Annotated in this window: 25 protein-coding genes; 16 read left to right on the top strand and 9 right to left on the bottom strand. The window is 46.7% G+C overall.

Going from position 1 to position 22615, the window contains the following annotated elements:
- The first annotated feature begins 3 nt into the window (after positions 1 to 3).
- Together SynBIOSU31_RS14840 and SynBIOSU31_RS12280 are read left to right on the top strand one after the other, a co-directional pair.
- The gene (locus SynBIOSU31_RS14840) at positions 4 to 132 is read left to right on the top strand and encodes a hypothetical protein (protein WP_255477236.1); all 129 of its coding nucleotides are present in this window, start codon (positions 4 to 6) and stop codon (positions 130 to 132) included.
- A gap of 826 nt (positions 133 to 958) precedes the next feature.
- Positions 959 to 1129 carry a hypothetical protein gene (locus tag SynBIOSU31_RS12280; RefSeq protein WP_186490423.1) on the top strand — a complete coding sequence of 57 codons (171 nt, stop codon included), beginning with the start codon at positions 959 to 961 and terminating at the stop codon, positions 1127 to 1129.
- Between the two features lie 146 nt (positions 1130 to 1275).
- Here SynBIOSU31_RS12280 and SynBIOSU31_RS12275 read toward each other — a convergent pair whose 3' ends face one another.
- Positions 1276 to 1554 (bottom strand): hypothetical protein, encoded by a 279-nt coding sequence (locus SynBIOSU31_RS12275; protein WP_186490422.1) that lies wholly within the window; start codon positions 1552 to 1554, stop codon positions 1276 to 1278.
- A gap of 358 nt (positions 1555 to 1912) precedes the next feature.
- Between SynBIOSU31_RS12275 and SynBIOSU31_RS12270 the strand changes: the two genes are divergently transcribed.
- Both SynBIOSU31_RS12270 and SynBIOSU31_RS12265 read left to right on the top strand, forming a co-directional pair.
- Complete coding sequence (locus SynBIOSU31_RS12270) at positions 1913 to 2200, top strand: hypothetical protein (protein ID WP_186490420.1); 288 nt, start codon at positions 1913 to 1915, stop codon at positions 2198 to 2200.
- Positions 2200 to 2460 carry a hypothetical protein gene (locus SynBIOSU31_RS12265; protein ID WP_255477234.1) on the top strand — a complete coding sequence of 87 codons (261 nt, stop codon included), beginning with the start codon at positions 2200 to 2202 and terminating at the stop codon, positions 2458 to 2460. The genes SynBIOSU31_RS12270 and SynBIOSU31_RS12265 overlap by 1 nt, the downstream gene beginning before the upstream one ends.
- Before the next feature lie 229 nt (positions 2461 to 2689).
- Here SynBIOSU31_RS12265 and SynBIOSU31_RS12260 read toward each other — a convergent pair whose 3' ends face one another.
- Entirely contained in the window at positions 2690 to 2851 is a 162-nt protein-coding gene (locus SynBIOSU31_RS12260; protein ID WP_186490418.1) for a hypothetical protein, read from the bottom strand.
- 362 nt (positions 2852 to 3213) lie between these two features.
- Here SynBIOSU31_RS12260 and SynBIOSU31_RS12255 point away from each other — a divergent pair, with 362 nt between their 5' ends.
- A complete protein-coding gene (locus SynBIOSU31_RS12255) occupies positions 3214 to 4326 on the top strand; it encodes a DUF1254 domain-containing protein (RefSeq protein WP_186490416.1) in 1113 nt (370 codons plus the stop codon).
- A gap of 419 nt (positions 4327 to 4745) precedes the next feature.
- On the opposite strand, the gene SynBIOSU31_RS12250 is transcribed toward SynBIOSU31_RS12255, so the two are convergent.
- Positions 4746 to 5963: a site-specific integrase gene (locus SynBIOSU31_RS12250; protein WP_186490414.1), complete on the bottom strand. Its 1218-nt coding sequence runs from the start codon at positions 5961 to 5963 to the stop codon at positions 4746 to 4748.
- Between the two features lie 689 nt (positions 5964 to 6652).
- Positions 6653 to 6994 carry a hypothetical protein gene (locus SynBIOSU31_RS12245; RefSeq protein WP_186490413.1) on the bottom strand — a complete coding sequence of 114 codons (342 nt, stop codon included), beginning with the start codon at positions 6992 to 6994 and terminating at the stop codon, positions 6653 to 6655.
- A gap of 1073 nt (positions 6995 to 8067) precedes the next feature.
- On the opposite strand from SynBIOSU31_RS12245, the gene SynBIOSU31_RS12240 reads away from it, so the two are divergent.
- Both SynBIOSU31_RS12240 and SynBIOSU31_RS12235 read left to right on the top strand, forming a co-directional pair.
- A complete protein-coding gene (locus SynBIOSU31_RS12240; RefSeq protein ID WP_186493046.1) occupies positions 8068 to 8349 on the top strand; it encodes a DUF3764 family protein in 282 nt (93 codons plus the stop codon).
- A 137-nt stretch (positions 8350 to 8486) separates the two neighbouring features.
- On the top strand, positions 8487 to 9494 hold the full coding sequence (locus SynBIOSU31_RS12235; protein ID WP_370593630.1) for a hypothetical protein: 1008 nt from the start codon (positions 8487 to 8489) through the stop codon (positions 9492 to 9494).
- 311 nt (positions 9495 to 9805) lie between these two features.
- On the opposite strand, the gene SynBIOSU31_RS12230 is transcribed toward SynBIOSU31_RS12235, so the two are convergent.
- On the bottom strand, positions 9806 to 10462 hold the full coding sequence (locus tag SynBIOSU31_RS12230) for a response regulator transcription factor (RefSeq protein ID WP_255477231.1): 657 nt from the start codon (positions 10460 to 10462) through the stop codon (positions 9806 to 9808).
- Positions 10463 to 11395: 933 nt separating this feature from the next.
- Here SynBIOSU31_RS12230 and SynBIOSU31_RS12225 point away from each other — a divergent pair.
- From SynBIOSU31_RS12225 to SynBIOSU31_RS12185, 9 genes are all read left to right on the top strand, one after another.
- Positions 11396 to 11698: a hypothetical protein gene (locus SynBIOSU31_RS12225; RefSeq protein WP_186490412.1), complete on the top strand. Its 303-nt coding sequence runs from the start codon at positions 11396 to 11398 to the stop codon at positions 11696 to 11698.
- A 230-nt stretch (positions 11699 to 11928) separates the two neighbouring features.
- Positions 11929 to 12123: a hypothetical protein gene (locus tag SynBIOSU31_RS12220; RefSeq protein WP_186490411.1), complete on the top strand. Its 195-nt coding sequence runs from the start codon at positions 11929 to 11931 to the stop codon at positions 12121 to 12123.
- Positions 12124 to 12311: 188 nt separating this feature from the next.
- Entirely contained in the window at positions 12312 to 12557 is a 246-nt protein-coding gene (locus SynBIOSU31_RS12215; protein WP_186490410.1) for a hypothetical protein, read from the top strand.
- A gap of 262 nt (positions 12558 to 12819) precedes the next feature.
- A complete protein-coding gene (locus SynBIOSU31_RS12210; RefSeq protein WP_186490409.1) occupies positions 12820 to 13053 on the top strand; it encodes a Nif11-like leader peptide family natural product precursor in 234 nt (77 codons plus the stop codon).
- 202 nt (positions 13054 to 13255) lie between these two features.
- Positions 13256 to 13732: a hypothetical protein gene (locus SynBIOSU31_RS12205; RefSeq protein WP_186490402.1), complete on the top strand. Its 477-nt coding sequence runs from the start codon at positions 13256 to 13258 to the stop codon at positions 13730 to 13732.
- A 528-nt stretch (positions 13733 to 14260) separates the two neighbouring features.
- On the top strand, positions 14261 to 14533 hold the full coding sequence (locus SynBIOSU31_RS12200) for a DUF3303 domain-containing protein (protein WP_186490400.1): 273 nt from the start codon (positions 14261 to 14263) through the stop codon (positions 14531 to 14533).
- 1532 nt (positions 14534 to 16065) lie between these two features.
- The gene (locus tag SynBIOSU31_RS12195; RefSeq protein WP_186490398.1) at positions 16066 to 17100 is read left to right on the top strand and encodes a chlorophyll a/b binding light-harvesting protein; all 1035 of its coding nucleotides are present in this window, start codon (positions 16066 to 16068) and stop codon (positions 17098 to 17100) included.
- Between the two features lie 445 nt (positions 17101 to 17545).
- Positions 17546 to 18346 carry an alpha/beta fold hydrolase gene (locus SynBIOSU31_RS12190; RefSeq protein WP_255477230.1) on the top strand — a complete coding sequence of 267 codons (801 nt, stop codon included), beginning with the start codon at positions 17546 to 17548 and terminating at the stop codon, positions 18344 to 18346.
- Between the two features lie 2 nt (positions 18347 to 18348).
- On the top strand, positions 18349 to 19308 hold the full coding sequence (locus tag SynBIOSU31_RS12185) for an NAD(P)/FAD-dependent oxidoreductase (RefSeq protein ID WP_186490396.1): 960 nt from the start codon (positions 18349 to 18351) through the stop codon (positions 19306 to 19308).
- A 74-nt stretch (positions 19309 to 19382) separates the two neighbouring features.
- On the opposite strand, the gene fldA is transcribed toward SynBIOSU31_RS12185, so the two are convergent.
- The 4 genes from fldA to SynBIOSU31_RS12165 form a co-directional block, all read right to left on the bottom strand.
- Positions 19383 to 19889 (bottom strand): flavodoxin FldA, encoded by a 507-nt coding sequence (fldA, locus tag SynBIOSU31_RS12180; RefSeq protein ID WP_186490394.1) that lies wholly within the window; start codon positions 19887 to 19889, stop codon positions 19383 to 19385.
- Between the two features lie 155 nt (positions 19890 to 20044).
- Complete coding sequence (locus tag SynBIOSU31_RS12175) at positions 20045 to 20218, bottom strand: hypothetical protein (protein WP_186490392.1); 174 nt, start codon at positions 20216 to 20218, stop codon at positions 20045 to 20047.
- A 290-nt stretch (positions 20219 to 20508) separates the two neighbouring features.
- The gene (locus SynBIOSU31_RS12170) at positions 20509 to 22182 is read right to left on the bottom strand and encodes a SulP family inorganic anion transporter (RefSeq protein ID WP_186490390.1); all 1674 of its coding nucleotides are present in this window, start codon (positions 22180 to 22182) and stop codon (positions 20509 to 20511) included.
- A gap of 4 nt (positions 22183 to 22186) precedes the next feature.
- Positions 22187 to 22555, bottom strand: coding sequence for a hypothetical protein (locus SynBIOSU31_RS12165; RefSeq protein WP_186490388.1), 369 nt, complete (start codon positions 22553 to 22555; stop codon positions 22187 to 22189).
- Between the last annotated feature and the right edge of the window lie 60 nt (positions 22556 to 22615).

Below are 22615 nucleotides of genomic sequence, written 5' to 3'. Positions count from 1 at the left end.
GGTGTGGAGACCAGACCGCTACGCGGCAGCGGTCAACCAGTCATCCGCAGGATGCTCAGACATAACGCCATCGAAGCCTGGGAGGCCATGCAGAAGTCAGACGGCTGGACACTTCTCATCGTCTTGATCTGACGCTCAGAGACTCTCGCTTGAATCTTTTATTGATTTCGAGAGAGCGTTATGAGGCCCATCGAGACGCCTTAAGGCACATCATTAATAAGGATTGACCTCAACCCCTTGAATCTTCGGTATGCCCTCGATTAACACGAAGTGAGTCGAGGCTTTGAGATGACGAAGAGAGAAGCAAACACACTGTTCATCAAAGAAGTCATCTCTTTGGCGGGCAAAGGTCATTGGACCGATTCATTTCGAGTGAAATTGGCCTCAAGAATTCTTCTGGGACGCGTTTATACACCTGAATAGTTCAACAAAAATTTGTCTGATAGCAATAAAAAATGCTGTCTTCAAAAAAATGTCTTGTTCCCGTGATCTTTAGTCTTCCGCAGGGCTATAGATCTTAGAAATGCTCGCCATCAGACAAGCACATAAGAAGCTGAGGATCAGCACCAGAGCATTTTCGCTAGTCATGAGCTGCCGATAAGTACAAATACTCTGACAGGTATTTCTTCTCCCACGGCCTGGGGCTGTCGGATGTAATTGATCAGTGGGCTGGACGGGCTGCTTTGTAGAGGCTCAAAGCGAAGCACGCAGCTCCGAAACTGCCGATCAGAACGAGAAGGTCTGAAGTGCCGAACATGCTGTTTCTTGCGATGTTGGAATGTTAAGCGGTTTGTAACGGGATGTAAAGAGGACGCCCGGCCGGGGGGCAGGTCGCTCGACGTAGGTGTCTCTTAACTTCGAGTGTCTCGTTATGGGTGTTCGGTTCCTTGGCGGGTTTCACCGTCACGGTTAGGTCAGTTGGCTGGCGATGTTTGTGTCAACTTCAATTGAGAATCAAATGTCTACTGAAATCCGCAATTGGGATGTCGTCGCCAAAGCATTGGAAGCAGCTGGGGCCACATCAAGTCAGATGTACCTTCGAGCCAAAGCATTGGCTGAAGGCAAGCTCGATCCAATGCCCACCAGCTTTCCTGAAGCCCCTTACAGCATTTCAGCTGTAGCTGGCTGATTACTGCAGAAACGGGCCTTGCAGAAGTAAGACCCGTTTCTGTTCCGTCTTAATTGGATTCATTGAAATCAGGGATGCGTTGCTTGGATGGACTGCAGCTGAATCAACCACTGAGGTTGGATCGGGTTGTCCTGCAGTGAGGACGCTCAGGCTTCTTCTTCGTCAATTTCGTCGAAGACAACGCATCGACGAGGATTGTCCGAAGCAAATCGGATCGACATCTGTTGGATGCTCTGCGTTTCGTCAGGCAGCCCTCGGTATGAAATGCCTTTTGTGATCGAGCCCACAGTGATTGCGTCGGGTGTTTTCTTCAGCTCACTGCAGTGTTCTGAGAGGTTCTTAATCGCCTCTTCTTCGCTATCTGCGTTCACTTTCCAGAGCACATCGACTTCAACGGGAGTGGTGATCAGGTAGGTGGGGCTCATTCAATTTTGATTCACCTATGAATTGTGAGTCGCTGCGGTTGCATTGTCAGGTGTCGTTTGTACTGCCGAACAACACCGTATGGCTTGGAAGGCAAGAGAAGCCTGTCATGGCTTCTGATCTGATGATTCAGAGCTGAATTGCGAATTGTGCTTCTAAGGGCCTGAGGTGGCAGCCGAGTCGTCCACCGGCCCGCGATTTTGATCGTCGGTCGAAAGGTGCTTCAAGGTGCTTTGTGGAAGCCGTCGCCGATCGACCCGTCGTGAAGGTTGAAGCCATGCGGAGGCAATGATCCCGAAGCTCACCTGTTAGTTGCAACCAAAAAGGGATTGAGCGGTCGAGAGTTCATTCATCGCATTGATGCAGCAAATGTTTTGTATTCAACGGCTTTCAGAAAAGGGTTGGGTGAGTATTGCCGATGACGTCAGCCTTTTAGAGGCAAGAGCAAAAGCCAAGCTTTTATCAGGAGAAAAATTTGCTGCATATCGGGTGATTCATATGGATCAATCGGATCTTCAATTTCTTTGTAGGAATGGAGAAATTTTGGTTGACCTGTCTGAACCAGCTGATTTAGCAGCTGCCATTGCCGGTCAGCCGTCCGTGTTGATGGAGGATATTTCCTGGAAGATTCTTGCGGAGGCAAACTGATGGCAGCCACGTCTTCAGCCAACCAATCGTTAGCGAGATGTTGGGTGTTCTTCAGTGGAGGTCAACATGGGATCCCCCATTGGAGAGGTGGTTGGTTCGGCGCTCCGTCAACTCTTGGCGGTATCCGGATTGAACATCCTGACCATCCCCCCTCACGGGTCGCGGAATGGCGTGTTGCATTTGAGCAGCCCCGAGACATGACATCTCGTCCGGAGATTCCCGAGGGGGCGCTGTGGAAGCTGACTCCAACAGGCCTTTGATGATTGTGGGACTGGATTTCAGCCCTCATCAGCTCTTTTGTTTGGCTCTTTCCAGATTGCCAGTCGGTGGCTAGGTCCTATTGGGCAAGCCAATGCGCGAAAGGGTTTGTGACGACCTTCATGGATGAATTCGCCAATTGGTTCTGCGTGAGCAGTATGAATCGCCATCAGGAAATGATTGATTCCTGATGTTCTAGAAATTTGCCTTGGCCTGTCGTGGTGCGGATACCTACTCAGCGGATTCCCGTTGCGGGATTGGACTGGAATTGAGGTCAGATCGTTTGGATTCCTCCTCAACCCTCATCAGCCTCTCCACCAGAGTGAGGTTGTCATTGTGGGATAACTCTCCGTCTTCTCCCCACTTGAGACTGGATAGGTCGATGGGAGACATCAGCTGCGGAGAACGTCGGATGCTGAAACTAGGGGCAATCAAATCGCAGCTGTGCCAATGCTCCCCGAACGTTCATGGAAGAAATAATGAAGCAAGCCCACCTCCCTGTTACAGCCTTATCTGGAATCCACTGACACTTTTGGGCTGTCGGTGGGCTTTCACGACTCCTAATCCATTGCGATCGGATCACCTCTACCCCCTAGGTTCGCTGGCGACAAGGGCAGTCATCCAGTGCCCTCGGGTTCAGGATTGATCGCAAAAATCCAAAGCCCCTGAAAGGGCGAATGAAGTGGATTCATTGAGCCATTCACGTCGCATCAGGCTGGGATCTGGCTAGGCAGTCATTAGGAATTTATAGGTTCATGGCTCAAAACTTTGGCGGCTTTTCTGCGCGTTGTGCAGGGCTTGTGTCAGCACTGAGCGTTGGGTTGCTTTCTGTTGTTTCGGATTCTTCAGCAAAGTCGCAATCCATGGCCGGGGCGAATTCTTGCCCTGAGCCTGCTGTTGTTGTTCAGAGCGATGCTGTTGCTCCCGTGAACAAAGCAACCTTCGCAGCTGCTGAAACACAGACAGTGTTCGCCAAGTACATCGCCAAGATTGCCAAAGAAACCTGCACTGGTGGTATGGGTGTGCTTTGGAATGACAGCAGAGCGGCTGACCCCAAGGATCGAACCGTCATTCGCATTAATTTCGACACGCTGTATTCATTCTTGATTCTGGATCTCAACGATCCAGCGATGATCACGCTTCCGCAAACAGGTGGTCGCTATCAAAGCGCCATGGTTGTGGATGATCAGGGTTATACATCTGTTTACAAGACTCCTGGTGAATATGAGTTGACGAAGGACAACGTTGGCAGCCGATATGCCTTGGTGGCGTACCGCACCGGTGTCAATATGAGTGATCCAGATGACCTCGTCAAAGCTCGCGAGTTGCAGAAGGGGTTAAAAGTTGCACAGGCTAGTCCTGGCGAATTTGTTCAGCCTAATCGCTGGAATCAAGATGAAATGCTTGCACTGCGTGCTGCTTACAATGAACAGCGCGATCAGCAGGGTGTGAAGTCTGAGGATTTGTATGGTCGAAAGAGCGATATTTCTCCAGAGCAAAACAATATGGGTGTTGCAGTAGGTATTGGTGGTCTCCCGAAAGAAGGTGCAGTCTATCTTTTCTATACGCCGTCTTCGGAGAAAGAGCAAACTCTCACTCTTAAAGATGTGCCTAATGGAAGTAATGCGTTTTGGTCTTTAACTGTTTACGACAAGGACGGCTTTCCAGTAGGCGAAAATTACAACATCAATAGCGCTTTTGCGAAAACGAATGCTCAAGGCGAGGTCGTGCTGAATTTTGGTGGTGATGTCAGTCAGGATAATTACCTGAGCATTTATCCAGGGTGGAATGCAACCCTCCGTATTTATAATCCCAAAACATCCTATTTCGATGGTTCCTGGGTGCGTCCAGAATTACAACTGAAGTGAGTTATTGCTGAATCTTGCTTGCAACGCCATCGAATCCTTTACAGAATTTCCATTTCCCTTTTAGAGGACTGCACAGTGCTCTGGAAGGGATGGCCTCCGTCTTGCAATTCAGCTGAATGAGTGGGGTTCAATGTGCCGGCATTGCTTGGCGAGTCATGGGTTCGACGGTAGGGATCGAGATGTTGTTTCCCGGATCGCGAACGACCCAATAGGTCGCTCCAGCTATAGACACGATGAAAAAAACCGCTGCAGCACGAATTAGGTAGTGCGTGATGTCTTCGGGATGCCGAGAATTTTTTTTCATCTAATCCACTCGTCAATTCATGTATGGGGGTCATGAGCTGCTGGTGCTTCTAATCAATGAATGATTTCTTAATTGCAATCACTTCATTCCTTACAGCTCTACCAAGCTCCAGTCATCAGAAATGTGCTGATGAGAATGCGGACGCAGTTGTTTGCTTTGGCTCCCAGCGATAGGCCCGGCTATGGGCTTCGATGTTGTGCCCCATCGCGGCGCAGATAGCACCCAGCTCGATTTTTTGTCGGTGGCACCGCAGGCTGAATGTGTCCCGGAAGGAATAGGTCCTCAGCCACTCTCCGCGCTTTTCGCAATCTTGCTGTAGTTGCTTCCATTCAGGCTGGCGTTTCAGGAATACTTCGCAGTGGTGACCGTCGAGCTTCCGGGGTTCACCGTCGATTCCCAAAGGGAGCTCCAGCAGGCCGGTATGGAACAGTTCGATGACGTTCCAATGGATCGCTGAGCCATCGGTGTCCTGAAGCCAGCAGGGCTCAAGCTGGCGCTGCTGGGTTTGCTTTCCGCCGCAGCTCTTCTCATGACTGCACCAGACACCCAGGCTTCCGTCTTCTCGTGTGTTGGGGGTCAGATGTTGGAGTTCGATTGGACGTAGGCCGAACAGGGTCATGATCCGCAGCACGTTTGCCCACCCTGGATTCCTGCTGGCGATCCCGTCGATTAGGAGGATCAGCTCGCTGTCGCTGAGAGTGGCCTTCCGGCGTTTCTTCGGTGGCTTGCCTCGCAGTTCCTGGATGTGTTCAGAGGTGATCTGCCAGGACTTGTCTGCACCGAATCTGGCAATGGCGTGATCAGTCAGGTTGCGCAGCGCCTTGCCGCAGGCGGCGCTGGAGGGGTCCATGCCTGCCCACTTGGCCAGAGTGCTCTTCAGCAGGCTGTGGCCATCTGAGGCCATCCCGGCTGCGATCAGGCGTAGGGCCTCTTCCACATAGGCCTGGTAGTTGTTACGCCAGGTCGTGGCGCGGATCGCGTTGCGGTGATTCATCAAGGCCTCCCGGAGCCCATCGGCCACGGCCTGCCAATCCAATCCGTGCTGCATGGTTCTGTTGCTCTGGCTCATTGCGATCGCCGTGGCAAGGGAGTCGGTCTTTCCCTCCAGCAGGGCTTTCGCTGCGTGGTTGATCAGCAGGGTGGCCTGATTGACATTCCCTTGCTCCCAGAGCATCGGAAGGCGCGCTGCTTGGCCTTTGCCACCAGCGGGCCTGAAGCGCACTTGGATCTTGGTTCCCGCATTGCTCACCGTGAAGCCTTGTAATCCGGGAGCTGTTCTGATAATCAATCGAAAATTGGCTTCCCAGGGTGCGCCGTTGTTTGTTTTAGGCATGAGTCACTTCTAGCTTTGCGTGACAAAGACGTGACATCAGCGTGACAAAACGTCGACCGGTTCGGTATCCGTCATCGCAAAGCACTGCCTTGGTTGGGTTCTTGCGTGATGATCAGACATGAGCCACTTTCAATTCTCAATTGACTCATGGGGAGTTGAAGGGTTGCATCGCTCTCCCAGAACACAGCTCATCGGCTCCTGGTATGCCCACTTGAGGTGGGTTTGATTGTCATTTGATGGCGCTCAGGCACCGTTGACGTGCAGAGTGTGTGGATGAATCAGCCAAGTATTCAAAAACTTCGATCACTCCGACTCGATGCTTTAGCCCGTGATGACCGGGCCGTGGCTGACCTCAACGCTCGAATCTCAAACTCTCCCGATTATCTGGTGGAGGAGCTCATGAACAAGCATGGGTGGCCTGCCCACGAGGCACTTTGCGCTGTCCAGCAACTTCAAGAAAAAGTCCTTCGCAATATCTCCGAGCAAGCTGCCGCCTGAGCCGGAATTGTGCACATGATGTGCCGGTCATGCGCTGACGTGCAGACGACTGATGGGATCAGGGCACCAGCAAAACAACAACAGCTGTTTGGTTCGGTGCATGGGGACCAGACGAGGTTGCTCGTCTTAGCGCAGAGGAGGTTTAGAACAGGCCAAGGTTCGGGTGATCTAGGCCTGTTCACCAGTGTTATTCAGAACTTGCGCGGATAGGGGGGATTCCCAGCCAGTTCAACGTTGATTTCCTTGCAGATATTCATCCATGCACCAAGTCCAAAGTTCACGCCGTTTGGACCATCGATGAAGTCCTGGAACTGCTGAGCAGTGATGCCTTCACGCACTTCCCAGATGCAGAACGCAGGTCCTTCTGAACCAACTGGGCAGAAACAGTGGTTATAGAAACCAGCCTTCAAGTTATTGGCGACAGAATCATCCCAGCCTCCGCCAGGAGCCATTGCTTTCTGAGCTGCCTCCCACCATTGCTGGGCTTTCCCAGCTCGAAACTCATGGTGAACGTGGAAGAACTTAGAAGCCATCAATCGATGCCGAGTGCCATTCGATCATCGCGTGATGGAACAGCTGCCCCTGTATCCGAAGCTTCGCAATACAGTTTTTATCTCTGAACAGATGAGCTGGCAGTTCGCAATGAATCCAGCAGGACCGAGAGGTACCCTTTCTTTTGTTTCTTAACCAGCCAACGCCAACTCGCTCGATGGGGAGAATTGCATGCTGTTGCGCTTAGTAGAAAGACCTCAGTGATTTTCGGCAAAAATCTCCCTCTCGGTATTGCCACCTCATCTTTTCTAGTTTGATCTGCTTATTTTGAAATTAGTTTGTTTTTGCGAATATAAATGATTGCACTCAGGCGTATCAAAAGCAAATCAAGGTCAAAAAGCGCTCACTTGTTTTGACCTCAATTGAAATTTGCTACAGAGTTTTTGATTCTCGCTGGTGACTCATTGCCTGATGACTGAGTTGAGACGATGTTTGCCCCTCGGCCTCAGCTCTGTTGAACCTGTGTATTTGGACCTGCAAGTTTGCAACTGGGGCCAATTGGGCAGGCCAAAGCACGAAATGGCTTGTGATGCCCCTCACGAATTAACTCACCAATGGGTTCGGCGTGGGCAGTGTGGATTTCCATTGGAATTATGCCTTTTCAAGAGTTCTAGAAATGTCTCGAGAACAGTCAAGCATCGATAATAATTTCTCCTCATATCGCAGCGAGCTGGCAGCTCCTAGTCCCAATTACAGGCTTTTCAGTTGTTGTCAGCATCTGTTTTACAGCGATAGGCATGCTGGGACTGGGCCCAGAGCTGCTTCCATTGGGTTGAGTTGGTGATTTGCACCTGCTTGATGCCCTGAGTTGTGAATGTCACCAAGGGCTGTTCAGGCCGAGTGGTTCGATCTGTTCGCAAGCCACTCTTCATCGTCGTTTTTGCCCTACATCGTCTCTCCTATGGCTAGCTGTCGTGCTCAATCAGCATTGAGTGTGTGCTCCAATGCACACCGGCTCGAGCCAAACTACGAGAACAACGGTCTTGAATTGACCTACTCCATCACTGCTCTCAGTGAATATCCTTTCTGTACTCGTTCTGCTTTCCAACCATCAATGATTGAAACCACTGTTCTCGATTTCAAGCTCAGCAAGAGCTTTGAAGAATACAGAGCCTATATGGAAGAACCTGAACAGCAGGCAATGTTTTCAGAAATGGGTGTCAAGATTTTCTATCTTGGTGTTTCTCACGGGAACCCCAATAGGGCAACCGTGATGTTTCAGGGGCAAGAAAATGTTCTATATAACATCTTTATGAACCCACGAACCAAGGCTATTGTTGAGGCCTCTGGACATGTTTATGAGGGGACGGTAATAACTCGTTGGTTGGCTCAATAGGTGTTCCTGAGCGGGCTATGCGCCATGAGCTGGCTCATGGATAATGCTTGGTAGGCCATCAAATTTCCATCTCCCATCACTCGATCGATTAGTGCACCGTTACCAAGATCTAATCATGTTAGTCAATAGGTCTGCTGGTGATTAATATCAATGCCTGGATGGTTATCGGATTCCTGCTGGCAGCTTTTTCAGTTGTTTACAACGATTCTCTGCAAACACTGGGGACATATATTTCTTCAAATCGACAGCGAACGCCCAAAAATGTTCAAATGCTTTTTGTTTGTAGTATAACTATTGGCGTACTTTTCTTGGGTTGGTTTCTTCATCAAGGCGAACCTGATTGGGGGCGTCTTCAGTCATTTCCAGTGCCAGAAACTTTCACCTGGGCCTATTTGATTCCCCCGATTGCAGTTCTAGCACTAACCGCATGGGGCGCACCTGTGAGTACTTCATTTCTGGTGCTTTCTTCTTTCGTTCCTGAAAATATCGGAAGGCTTTTAGGGAGTTCAATTTCCGGATATGCCATGGCGTTCTTGCTTGGACTTGCTGTCTGGGGTTTAGGAGTATGGCTTTTGGAACGATTGATTTCTCAGCACAATCAGGATTTAAAAGTGATTAGCATAAATTGGTTTGCTATCCAGTGGTTTTCGACCGGGTTTTTGTGGAGCATGTGGCTGCTACAGGACATGGCAAATATTTTTGTTTATCTGCCTCGTCATCTTAATTTCATTTCCATGTGCTTATGCATTCTGACTCTTTGTGTGGGCCTCTGCATGCTCATCTTGACTGGAGGTGGTCCAATTCAGAGTGTGTTGCGATCGAAAACCAATACATCAGATTTGCGATCAGCCACTGTGATCGACGTTGTGTTTGGCTTTTGTTTGCTTTATGAGGCGGTTTTCAGCAGCTTTCCCTTAAGCACAACCTGGGTCTTTCTTGGGTTGCTTGCAGGTCGAGAGTTAGCCCTACGGATCAGAGAGATGGAACTACAAACTGTTTTTACCTATCAGACGGATGGAAGCCTGATGAGGGTGATCGGCAGTGATCTTGGTAAAGCTTCTGTGGGATTGATTCTGAGTTTGCTTATCGCGCTCGGAATACAACCCTTGATCATGTGGAGCACCTTGTCAGTGGGGCCTTACTGAACTGTCTTGTTGATTTTGTAAATACTCAGCACAAGGCAGGCAGTTGAAAAACTCACAAACAAAACCAGCAGATTGGAACTCGTCATGATGATAGGCTAAGTATAAATACTTTAGGCGTTTAACCCTTTGGCTGCGAGTGGGTTGCTTGCTTGAGTTACAAAAGTCAGCTGGAGTATCCTGTTTGTCTTGTTATGCCGTCGTTCCTTAAAGTTTGAGCCACGCAGTTCCAGAGTGATGCAATCAATCGCCGAGTCGGCTTGCTTAATTGGTTATTTCCCATAACTGGCAATAGTTTCATCAAACATTGAACTTTAAATATCGGTTTCGACCAAACCATGAGTCAGCGCAAATACAGCAGCTTGAGTTCTGTCTCTAACTCCTAGCTTTTGGATCGTCGAGCTGACATGACTTTTGATTGTTTCTGAAGACAAAATTAACGATTCTGCGATCTCAGAATTTTTCATGCCTTTGATAATGCAGCGGAGAACTTCACGCTCACGCTCAGATAGTGGATCGATCAACTCAGGTGGTTGCTTGATGATTGCTGTGGCTGCTGCGCGAACTGATTTCGGATAATAGACACCATCATTGTTTGTGGTTGTGAGTGCATTAATGAAGTCACCGTGGCCCGATCCCACAGATGAGATGAACATGACTCCATCCGCACCAGCAGCCATCGCTTCATGGACAACCTCAGTTGTTTCTCTAGCTAGAAAAATAAGTGCTTTAATTTTGGGATTGTGTATTTTGACTTTTTCGACAAGGCGGATACCATATCCAGTTTCAAGATCTTCGCTTGTGATTAAGATATCTGGATTAAACTTTAATTGTAAGTCTAGACCCTCATCCTCAGTAGTTGCTCCACCAATCAGTGATTGAAGAATTGGTGTGCAAAGGCATAATGAAGACAGGGTTAATCTGTTTTTACTACATACCAATACTTTTTTTGACTTAAAAGTGCCTGACATTGATCTACCGCTTGCCTAAGCGGATATTCGTTTGGGTCGATGAGCACGCGCTGAGCGTTAGCTATTTAACACGATAGTGTGTTGGTGAACTTTATGCAATTTGGTTTGGTTTTATTTTTCTTTACTCGAAGCATGGCTTCATGACCTGCCTAAGATCTTGCTGTTTTCGCTTTGCGATTGCTTATGGGCATTTCGGCGATTACTCAATCTGTATTGTTTTGATGTAAAGATAGCGAAAGATAAAGTCTGTGAGCATCACAGACTTGTTGCACTCGTTTATTTGTCACTATCAAGATAGTTTGCAAATTTGCGGATTATTTCGATGCAGAACTGTCGATCGATTCCGTGTACTGCCTTCCAGTTTTCGTACATCACACCTAGGTCTTGCCAGGAATTATCATAGACTATTTTTGGGTAATCTGTCTGATCTGAGTTTTTCATCAGTAAATTCCTCTGCAGAGTCAATGTGATCTTAAAGCTTTAATATTAGTCTTGAATGTGTTACTAATCTGGGCTTTGCACTTTTCGTGTGTGTTGCAGCATTAGGGTTGAAATTTCCATTAGTCGAATATTAATCGCCTTGATCTTAGCGTTCTGTTCCTATGATTTGAGGCTTTGCTTGCTGATTTCTCGGTGAGCTATGTCAGGCTTAATGTTAATGTTTATTCGACCGTCAGTTGTTTATCTGAATTGGGGGCAGAACAAATGATGATACGTTTGGCTATTGTTCAGAAGTTGTTGTAGACCATTCCTGATGACACAAATAGAAAACCTGCAATGAAAATGCCTGTGTAGATCAGTATGGTTCGCTTGTTCATGCGAGTACTTACAAACTATAGCCATCCCTAGCAACGCTTAATTTCCGACCCGTGTGTTGTGCAGCACCAGTGACATTGAAGAACAAGCCTTAGGATCAGTTGTGTTTTTGAAACGATGCAAAAAATACTGGCTCTGATCATCAGCCTATTTCAAAGGCTTACCACTGTTTTGAAGGGAGGCGACAGATGGTTTTTGGTCATTGATGAGGTGATTGTTGCTCAGGAAGACTTAGTAAACCTGGAAAAGCAATTTGAGCAGAGGAGAGATCAAGCGGCTCTGCAAGATTATTTTAATCGTCGCTACGAATTCCAAAGCTCTTTTTCATCTGACTGTTTGACAATCTCAGAGGTTTGGACAACCTTGAATCCAATTTCTTTGCTTAAGTTTCTCAGATACGCTCTAAGTGATGTTGTCTGATTGATTAAAAATAGAGTAATCCTTTTATTCTAAGTCCCTGCTTCCGATACATGTTAAATCAAGCTCTACTCTGCAGATGCAGAGGTTCTTAGATTAATTGAGGATCTATTTGTTTTCTCCTTCTATATCGTCTTACAGGATTTTAAACGTGGTCTGAGTTGGAACCCGCTTTTTGCTTAAAACCCGAGGCACGTAAAAACGTTCTTCGTATGAATTCATGAAGTTCTATAATGACTACAATCGCGTGCTTCATCATCAGCGACCTTTCTCCTAAGCGCATTCCTGCACGAACTCTTCGACGTGGATACATCAGTGAGTTTCTCGGTATGGCTAAAACCGTGCAACCACAGGGCTTCGCACCGCAAGAGATCGATGATTTAGATGGTTTCGACTACATGAAGGTTGCGTCAAGGATCAAAAAGTAACTATAAATTAGTACTTAGTCGATAGGTTTTGCCTTTTGCTTGCAATTGTCTGTCATTAATAGTGCTTTAAACCGACCTTGGTTACAGGTTTAGTCTCGTATTGATCATAAGATGCACCTCATCTGCACATCTGATCATTGCCCGATTCGTCGATCTCTTTACGATGATTAAATTCTAATTGCTGCTTTATGCACTTTGCCGCCTCTTCTGATGATAATATTGATTTTATTTGGGATCAAATTGTCAAAAGCATGAGTGATGATTTGGCTAAACTTGTTTGTCCTAATTCTTCTAGCTTTATTACAACCAACGACGGCCTTGAATGTATGGTTCGCAGTGCCAGTGGAGATTTATTGGCCAATTGCTATTCAGAAGATGATCGCATGGGAGGCAGGCGCTGGACCATCGATCCTGTCATGCCAATCAACAGTTAGATGCTTACAAGTTCAGTAGCTTTTGAGATCTACTCACTAGCTTCTGATTCATCGAAATGGTTTGAAATTGATTGATCTTTGTTTTCATTGTTGCGCTTTGTTTTGATCAAGCCTCGTTATATAGTGCTCAGTAAATCTAAATAATTGACGTAAAGATCTTAATATAAGATATTTGTTTGGGATGCATTAGTGTGTTCATTGCTTGTATCGTTAGTCAAGTTTATTCAGTTATGTGATGCTTCACAATTCAGTCCCCTTTTATATGGGCAGATTTAAGCAATGTCAGCAGTCTGAGCAGGATCTTTGCTCCTTTCTTTCTCGTCTAAAAGAGGATCAGAGTCTTCAGCAAAAAGTCAGTACGGCCAATAATGAAGATCATGTGATTGCAATTGCCCTTGCTGAGGGCTTCGTTCTTGATAAGGAAAAATTTTGGTTATATGAATCAAAAGATTTCAAGAGATACGTTGAGCGACGTGGCTTCTATTCAAAGCATTAATCCACGATTACTGATGTCTTTTGGAAAATTTATTTGACATACTCAGTATCATCTCCATAGTTCTGAATTAATGTGCCTATTTCACGCTGCTTAATCCCCTGCGTTGCGCAAAGCAAGTGATTCAATCGATACAAGCCTTGGGTAATTAGCGTTTGCCGATTTTCCTTATATGCATCAGTGTGCAAACGATATTCAATTTGTTATGGACTCTCTGAAAAGCAGGTTTTTTTCAATATTTTTAGTCCTCTTCCTGTCTTTTTCCCTACTCGTCCCTTCTGTTGAAGCGCTTAATCTCGAGTTAAGTCAGCTTAACCTTGTCAAATGTGATACAGCTGATCCGGCGTCTAAGCAGCCCAAGGGCTACCGTTCTGGATGTTATATCTTGGACGGAGAGATTAAGAGCACTGCTAAAAGTTTGATCAAGGATGTCGATGTTTTTGCTTTTATCTATGATGCATCTGGTGAAGAAGTACTGCCAAATCGTCCTAGAATTGGTTCAATTAATAATGTACCAATTGGCACCAGTCAATTCTCGGTGCGCGTACCCATTCCATCATTTGCAGTTCCTCCATTTACGATAAAAAAAGCAAAGGCTAAAATAGCAATACCAGTTCCAACAATCTCTAAAGACTCCTCTGAGGAGGACATCCTTCCACTTGAGCGTAGTATAGAGGGTTGATAGATAATAAAGATCTTGAATCATGTGTTTATAACTCTCTTTGCTTTGATTCTAGTCTTTTTATCTATAGTGTTGATTTTTCACCCGGTTTTAACCTTTTGGTTTTTTCATTTGCTGAACTGGCAGGTATCAAACCTGGGACTTACGCCGCGCACTCAGTGAGTGTTTTTACCTAGTATGAGTCCATTGCGTAAATGATGTGTTCGTCGCTCTAGGCCTGTTTCTTGCCTTTGGGGTTGGTTTGTTTGTTCTGTCATTGTTTGAGTGATCCTGTTTTGGTGCTTTGAATTTCTGCAAACATAATTAGAGTTTGAATCGTCTTTCTAATTCGTTAAGACCTCTTTTTGCGTTGATATGACTGTTTATCAAAAAAATATTGTTTAGCGGACACATATCTCAGATGTTCTCTGAGCTGTGGCGGTTACGTTTTAGCTGTCGGCATCTGATTGCCGGTCTCTACATCAAAGCCCCTTCAAGTACTGTATTTTTCTTAGTATCTGTGCGACCCATTTGAGTCAATCATTTTTTATGACTTTTTTGATGCATTGGTCTTTTAAGACCGGATACCACGAAATTGCCGCCAAGAAATTTCTTTCGTCTGGAGCGCCTTTTCCAGCATGTCAATCTTGGAAGCGTTTTCATGGTCCAGGCTCAGTTGAAGGTTGGATCCTCGTTGAGGCTGATAACGCTGATGCATGTTATGAACATGCTGCTGAATGGGCCGAATATCTTAATTGGGAAGTCACACCAGTTCTTACTGATGACCAAGCTGGTCCTCTGATCGCTAAAGCTTATAGCTGATTGCTTAGATGTTGCCAATGGTTCTTTCCTTCGGTGAGAACCATTGTTTTTTCGTAATCTTATAACTGTGATTTATATTTTTTGTGATTGATTCTCTATATGAGCATCTGCGTTCAAATCAGTTTTAGGTCTAGGTGTTATATCGGTGACTGAGCCTTCGTTCTTTTTCCATTCGATTGCTTTAGTTCAGCGTTTAATTTGAATATCTCATCCGATCTGCAAGTTTGTGATGTTGAACGATTGAATAGTTTTTTTAATTATCTCTGTTTTGTAGCATCTCACTTGCTTGCTTGAACTTGATGATTCGCCGCTCTGTTAAAAATGTCGAGATCTTTGCAGCTCCTTCTACCACAATTAGATTGCGACTTGGATAATCGCTGCTCTATCAGTCTTAATGGCTGCCTTGAGTATGATGCAGGTGGGCACCGGCATCTGGATTTAGGAGTTGTCGGGCTGACAACTCCTCAATCCTCTACCTTCCACGCGATGGCTTCGCTTAGCTATTTTTTTCAGCAATACCCTATATAGTTAATCTTGAATCTTGATTAATGCGTTTTGCTCAGTTCATCTTCTGAGAATTAAGGCCGAGGTAAATTCCGTGGATTAATCACAAAGCATTTGATATCTCTCATGATTGACTTAGGTGATACGAATAAATGTTCTGAAATTGTTTTGTAAGACCACCCTTGTTGCCTTAGTGCCATCGCAATTCTTACGCGTTTGCGTCGCCAACCCTCACTCGGTCCTAATCTTCGCGATATCTGATTCGATGAACTCACTGACATGTGGCGATTATCAGTGAATTGATTATCCGCTTTGGCGCGATCCTTCTATGTTAGTAATGATTGATGCGTAGGTAGATTTTGAATGCTGTTCTTTTGATCTAATTGTAGAAATTTCTTTTTCGACGCTTTGACCTTGTTTCTAGGTTATTTTTGATTCATGAGCTTCTTTGGTGATCTTTTTTGTTGCTTACCTATAGGCCGATCTTATAGTCTGCATTTACGTCGGCTTTACTCTGCTTCTATTATCACTAATTAATGTTTGATATTCGCGAGTCGTTTCGTAACTTGTTTTTTCCGTCTGCATCATCTTAATCCTGCATTTGGTTTGATTTTGTATTGTTCGGGCGAGTTTTTGCGTTGATATTCTTCCTTTGGCTTGACTTTTTATTCTCGCTTGTTTTTTATTTGCCTTAAGATTTAGTACTTGATTGTTTTTAATTGATTGAGTGTGTCGCTGCATCTTTGGCTTGGCTTGAAAGCCAGGTCCTGGCTGTCTTTGAGGGTTTGACAGCCTTTGAATTGTTCCTCTTTACAGCGCTTTTTGTTTTCCATCGGGCAATATTGACTTTTCACAAGGTTTGCTGTGGTTTCATGACGCTTCTTCGGTTTCGTTGACATACGCTACGAGAGTTAGTTACAAAAGAAATTCACCCCTGCCTCATAAATTTTTACCTTGAAAACTATTGTTAACGGATGATTAGAGCAAATTGCCTTGTTATTAGGTTGTGATTGCCTTTCATTTTCCCAATGCAATCGTATGGAAATTCATCAGTCACTTATGACTGGTGGGCGGGAAATTCTGGAGTAGCGAAGCGCTCCGGCTCTTTCATCGCTGCGCATGCGGCTCATGCCGGTCTCATTATGTTCTGGGCCGGAGCATTCACTCTCTTCGAACTCGCTCGATACGACGGCTCCCTTCCGATGGGTGAGCAGGGTCTGATTTTGATTCCTCACCTGGCTGGTTTAGGCCTTGGCGTTGGTGATGGTGGAGTGATTATTGACCAACAGCCCCTGATTGTTGTGGCTGCGACGCACCTTGTTTCTTCCGCTGTTCTTGGTGCAGCAGGCATTTGGCATACTCTTCGTGCTCCTAAGGATCTTTCAGAAGCCACGGGACGCGCTCAAAAGTTTGATTTCAGTTGGGATGATCCCAAAAAGCTCACCTTCATTCTTGGCCATCACCTGATTTTTCTAGGTCTAGGTGTCATCGCTTTCGTCGAATGGGCTCGAATTCACGGTATTTACGATGCTTCGCTTGGAGCTGTTCGTACTGTTGAGCCAAATATTGATCTTGGAATGGTTTGGGGCTATCAGACAAACTTCCTTACGATCAGCAGCTTGGAAGATGTGATGGGTGGCCATGCTGTTCTCGCTTTCATTCTCACCATCGGTGGTGTTTGGCATATCATCAGTTCTCCTTTTGGTCCTTTCAAAAAAGTCCTGATTTACAACGGTGAGTCGATTCTCTCGTACTCATTGGCTGGCATTGCACTAATGGGTTTTGTGACTGCTATTTGGTGTGCACAAAATACAACGATCTATCCGGTCGAATTGTATGGTGCTCCCCTAAAGCTGAACTTCGCTTTCTCCCCTTACTTCACAGACACCTCTACTCTTCCTGGTGACGCACATACTGCTCGTGCGTGGTTGGCGAATACCCATTTCTATCTCGCTTTCTTCTTCCTACAAGGTCATCTCTGGCATGCTTTGAGAGGCATGGGTTTTAACTTCAAGAGTGTTGTGAACGCTTTTGAATCTATGGATAAAGCAAAAATCAACTGATCCACATCTTTCAGTTGACCTCCTAAGGCCCCTTCAAAAGGGGTCTTTTTTATTGTTTGATTTTCACAGATGATTGTTGGCCTGACACGACCTCTTCGCCTGCTTCATTTGTTACAAGCCGCACCTCTCTGCTCCTTTATTTTTACTTAAGGATCGCTGCGTTCTCTTTTGTTTGATAGCCAAGCCCAATTGCTCTCCTCGCGTCCGAACGTGGTTGATCTCTACCTTGAGACGACTTGTTCGGGCTCTATTTCTGAGACTGCTTATCAATCTCTGATGTGTCTTGAGCAATCCGCTGACAAGATTGATCAAAAGCTGATCCTGCACTTGAAAAACAGGGTTATGCAGGGTTCAATTTTGGTGACCAGCACTCTTACTTAGTTTTATTGTCTACTTACCGTGATTCCATTTTATACAACTGCTTGTTAGTTGTGCTTTCCCTCGAGTGCTGCGCTCTTTCAAAATAAATGAAATGGTGCAACATATGCCTCATGACAAGGTCCTCTGGATTGATCTGCAGCCGACCTTGTATTGTCTCAATAAGCGCGTTTCTCAATTATTAAGCCGTTCGTTTGCTGTTCAGCGTTGGTCTTTTCAGCATGATCTCGACGAATCGTGCTCTATAGAGACGGTTCACGAGCTCCTTAAGCAGACGCTGATGGCCTCTTCCGAACCGATGCATTTGATTGGTCACGGCATTAGTGGCACAATCGCCTGTCTTTTTGCAGAAAAGTACCCCGAGCTGGTAAAATCGCTTACACTGCTCTCCGTGGATACTTTCTCAGCCAATCACTGGTCCTCTCATTATCTGGACATGCGAAGTCAATTGCCAGCTTCGAGGAAAGCCATTTTGAGTCATCTTTCATCTTTGCTCTTCTCAAATCAAAATTCTCGTGCTTTTGAAGCACTTCCCTGTTTGTTAGCGAAATGCTTAGATACTGAGTTTATTCAAGGTTCCATCGTTAATCATCAGCCTATTGACAATTTGCTGGCACCCAATGTTCCGACATTTGTTTTAAATGGTGACTCTGATTTTGTTGTTGATGTGAATTCACACGACCGCTGGTCTGAAACGCTAAAATCCGGTGATCGTTATGTCAGCATGAAACAGGGCCGTCATTTTTTCCATTTTGATCACTCTCAACAGGTTGCACAATTAATTACTGCTTTCATTCAAATGGTTCCTGGGCAATGGATTGATCGAGGACTTAACGCTAACGACTTTACATCTCTCGCTCGGAGTTAATTATGTCTGATATTTTCGAAGCTGATGTCATTATTATTGGTGGTGGCCCTGCAGGTTGTGCTTGTGCGTTGTACACAGCTCGTTCCTCATTAAAGACTTATGTTTTAGATAAAAATCCTGCAGTCGGTGCTCTCGCGATTACTCACAAAATTGCAAACTATCCTGGGGTTCCTACTGATACTTCTGGCGCTGATCTACTGAAAACCATGAGGGATCAGGCGATTAGTTATGGAGCTAATTATCAGCAGGTCCAAGTTTATGGAATCGATATTTCTGGTCCTGAAAAAACTGTTTATACCCCTGAAGGTACGTTCAAGGGAAAGACACTAGTGTTGGCTACTGGTGCCATGGGCCGCACTTCTACGCTGCCCGGCGAAGATCAGTATCTGGGGCGTGGTGTGAGTTATTGCGCGACTTGCGATGGTGCTTTTTATAAAAATCAACAAGTAGCCGTTTATGGATCTAACCAAGAAGCTATTGACGAAGCTCTCGTTTTAACTAAATTCGCTTCTACTGTTCATTGGATTACTAACAGCAAGCCTAGTGCAAGTTGTACAGGCTTATCTCAGCTTGAATCTTCGCCAAATGTTCAGCGTTGGAAGCGTACTCGACTCACGTCTGTTGATGGTGATGATTCAGGTGTCACTGCTGTAAAGCTTCAAGAATCAGGCTGTGAAGACGATACTCAATTGGATGTTAACGGTGTTTTCGTTTACTCTTCAGGTAGCTTGCCAATTACTGATTATTTGCATGGCCAGATTCCGTTAACGGAGGAAGGTGGTGTGCAAGTCAATGATGACATGAAGACCGAACTCGATGGTGTCTGGGCAATTGGAGACATCCGTAATACTCCATTTAAGCAAGCCGTTGTTGCTTGTTCAGACGGCTGTATTGCTGCGATGTCAATTGATAAGTTTCTGAACCAACGTAAGGAGATCAGGGTTGATTGGGTTCACCGTTAATTACTTGACTACCTTTTTTAAGCCATAAAAAAAGCGCCCTTGGGCGCTTTCTTTTTGACGATCTTGATCAGCGATCAGGCTTCAGAATTAATCTGCTGCACCCACGCGGATAGGCGTTGATCAGTCAGCTCAGACTCGTTGTCTTCGTCGATAGGAAGTCCACAGAACTTACCGTCGATCACACTCTTTGACTCATCAAAGGTATAGCCCTCGGGAGATACTTTGCCGATCATCTTTGCGCCAGATTTTTGGAATGCGCTGTACAGCTCTTCCATGGCATCACAGAAATAGTCGCCGTAACCTGAGGAGTCTCCCAATCCAAGGATGGCAACGGGCTTACCCGCAAAGTCTTGACCAGGAATTTCAGTAATCAGATCATCCCAGGCTGTGCCTGAGCGAGCTTCGTCAGCGCCTGTATTCCATGTTGGAATACAGCAGACGAGTGCTTCTGCGGAAGCCAATTCGTCAACACCACTGATGCTGTCAACATCTTTGGCATCAGTCCCCAGGAGTTCCTTCAGGCGATCGGATATATCTTCCGTTTTGCCTGTTGATGTTGCAAAGAAAATCGTGAAAGCCATAGAAATTGGATAACTGAATCATCATCCTTGCTTCTGGGCGAGATTGATCCTGCTTTTGACGCGCTGCTTAGTTGTATGTGACACTTGAGGCTGTAATTTTGCTACAAGCTTGTGACATTTTGTGTTGAGCCTCCTGTTTTCTTGCGAGGCTCCTGTCACATCTGTAACGGCATCTCTTTCGCTGATGTCATTTCCCGATATTCGGTCAACGCTTGTTCGAATCCTGCCTCTCTGACGCGTGATAACCACTTTTTGCGTTTGAGCGAATCGGATTCGATGTAGTCAATAAAAGCTTCGAGAGTTTGCTCGCCTGCCCAGGGCATAGACACCTTCTTTTCTGGAACAACCGTATCCTTCGCTGCGTCGTTCGACGGCTTTGCTTTTACTTGTCAATGTATCGATTGTCGTTTGTTTGCTAGCCGGCTTGTGTTTAAGGGCTTTTATGTCTGATCTCGGCGCTGATGCCTTCAAGCGGTTTTTGCTGGCGTTTTTTCATAGCTGAAAAGTTTCATTCAATTCTTATTTCGCGCCTCTGCAGCCCAGTCTTGGAAGTCATTGTGTTGCATGACATGTTGAAGTATGTATGCGTGTTTGAATTGGTAGTTTGCATTATTGAGATTTAATTTTTATGGTCTTTAGTTGGATTGGTTGCTTTTTTGTTGATCCAATTTGCAGCTTTGTTTAATGCTTGGAGCCTTTCGTCGATCAGATTTTCAATGCCAAACTGAGCCAGCCTTTTTTTGACTTTGCCGCTTGCCCCTGCTACCAGTACGATTCGTTGTTGTCGTTCCGCTTCTTTGACCATTCTCTCGATAGCCAGGCTTGCTGTGACGCCTAAATGTGGCACATCTGTGATATCCAGAAGCAGTACTTTGTATTGTCTTACCAACATCATTCGCTCACTGATTCCTTTCGCTGCTCCAAAACTCAGTGGGCCTTGCATTCTGAAAAGAATCAGATCGTCTCCGCAGCCTCTCAATAAATCCTGCTCTCGTGTTGAGAGGTGGCTCGTTCCGGTATTCATGTTGCCGAGCTGATGGTGAGTCAGCGATTCAATCGTGAGCAGATTGGCTACGAACATCCCAATCAGCACAGCCCCGATTAGATCCCAGAACACTGTCATTAGTAGGACTCCCCACATCACCAGTGCTGTCTTGAATGACAGCTTGTGTGCTCGACGCAGAAACCCCCAGTCGATGATGTCCAGCCCAACCTTGATCAGGATTCCCGCGAGCAGTGCGGTCGGAATCCCTTCGGCAAGTGGACCGGCTCCTAACAGCAGAACGAGCAAAACTACTGAGTGCGTCATTCCAGACAGCGGTGTTCGTCCTCCTGATCGGATGTTGATCACTGTGCGCATCGTTGCGCCTGCGCCTGGGAGTCCGCTGAATAATCCTGTGATGCTGTTGGCAATGCCTTGCCCCACTAGCTCTCGGTCTGATCGATGGCGGCTGTGACTGATGTTGTCCGCAACCAGTGATGTCAGTAATGAGTCAATTGCCCCTAACAGCGCAAGTACCAGGCCCGCTTTGATCAACAGCGGAAAGTGGTTGGTCCAGTTGGGTGCGCTGAAGCTCAGTCCTCCCTCGGGGATCGAACCGATGCGAGGCAGGTTTTCTGGAAACAGCCACAGGGCTAGTGGTGTGATCAATAGAAGTGCCAACAAGGGCGAGGGAATCACCTTGCTGATCTGCCTCGGAGTGGCGAAAACGATTGCGAGTGTTGCGATTCCAACTGTCACCGCTGCAGTGTTGGGTGTGAAATTACTGATCACCATCTGCAGTGAAGGCACCACTCCTCCCTGGCTATTAATTCCCAGCAAAGGGCCAATTTGAAGACACAGAATGATGACGCCGATTCCTGACATGAATCCGGAGACCACCGAGTAGGGAACCAGGGTGATGTATCTCCCCAAGCGCAATATCCCCATCAGGATCTGCAGCAACCCCCCAAGAACCACAGCCGCCATGACCATGGACAGCATGTCTCCTTGACTGAGTTCACGGCTTGTTCCAACGGCAGCGAGGCTGCTGACCACGCCAGCTACCGTGACACTCATCGGGCCTGTGGGGCCGCTGACCTGAGCCGGTGTGCCCCCAAACATTGCTGCAAGAAAGCCGGCGATAATCGCTCCGTAGAGACCGTAAATCGCACCTCCGGGACCCAGCGCCGCGTTACCAAAAGCGAGGGCGAGCGGAAGTGCTACGACAGCGGCCGTAACACCCCCTGTGAGATCTCCTCGCCAGTGTCTCCATTGAAAGCCGTTGATCAGGGGCTGCCTGCTCGCGGTCATGGCCTTAGGGGTTGCGGGGCATTCCCGACCAGATCTTGAGATCTTCTAGGGATTGAACACCTTCCCGGCGTTCACCGTTGGGCAGGATCCAGGTGGGATAAGCCAGGATTTCTTGTCGTTTGCAGGCAGCCGCTTGGATCGGTAGTTCCTTTGGCTTGCCACATTCCACGTAGGGAAGACGCACTGCTGCGTCGCCGAACAGACGCCCTTGGTACTGACACGCCGGACAGCGCCATGAGCCGTAGTACGTGACCTTGGTCTGGCTCAGGAAGTCGGCAAGAGCACCGGGGTCGGGGACTGCTTTGGCTGCGCCGTTGCCCACAAAAATGATGTTGACGCTGGTAAGTGCGCCAAGCAAAAGAGCTTTGAACATGCGCGAAATGTACGCGTGTTCCGACGTACGGGCATCCGGCCCCCTCGATCGGTGCCGAAG

The organism is Synechococcus sp. BIOS-U3-1, from assembly GCF_014279975.1.
Classification (GTDB): Bacteria; Cyanobacteriota; Cyanobacteriia; order PCC-6307; family Cyanobiaceae; genus Synechococcus_C.
The sequence above is the reverse complement of the archived record's forward strand: the minus strand, read 5'-3'. Positions and strand labels throughout refer to the sequence as shown.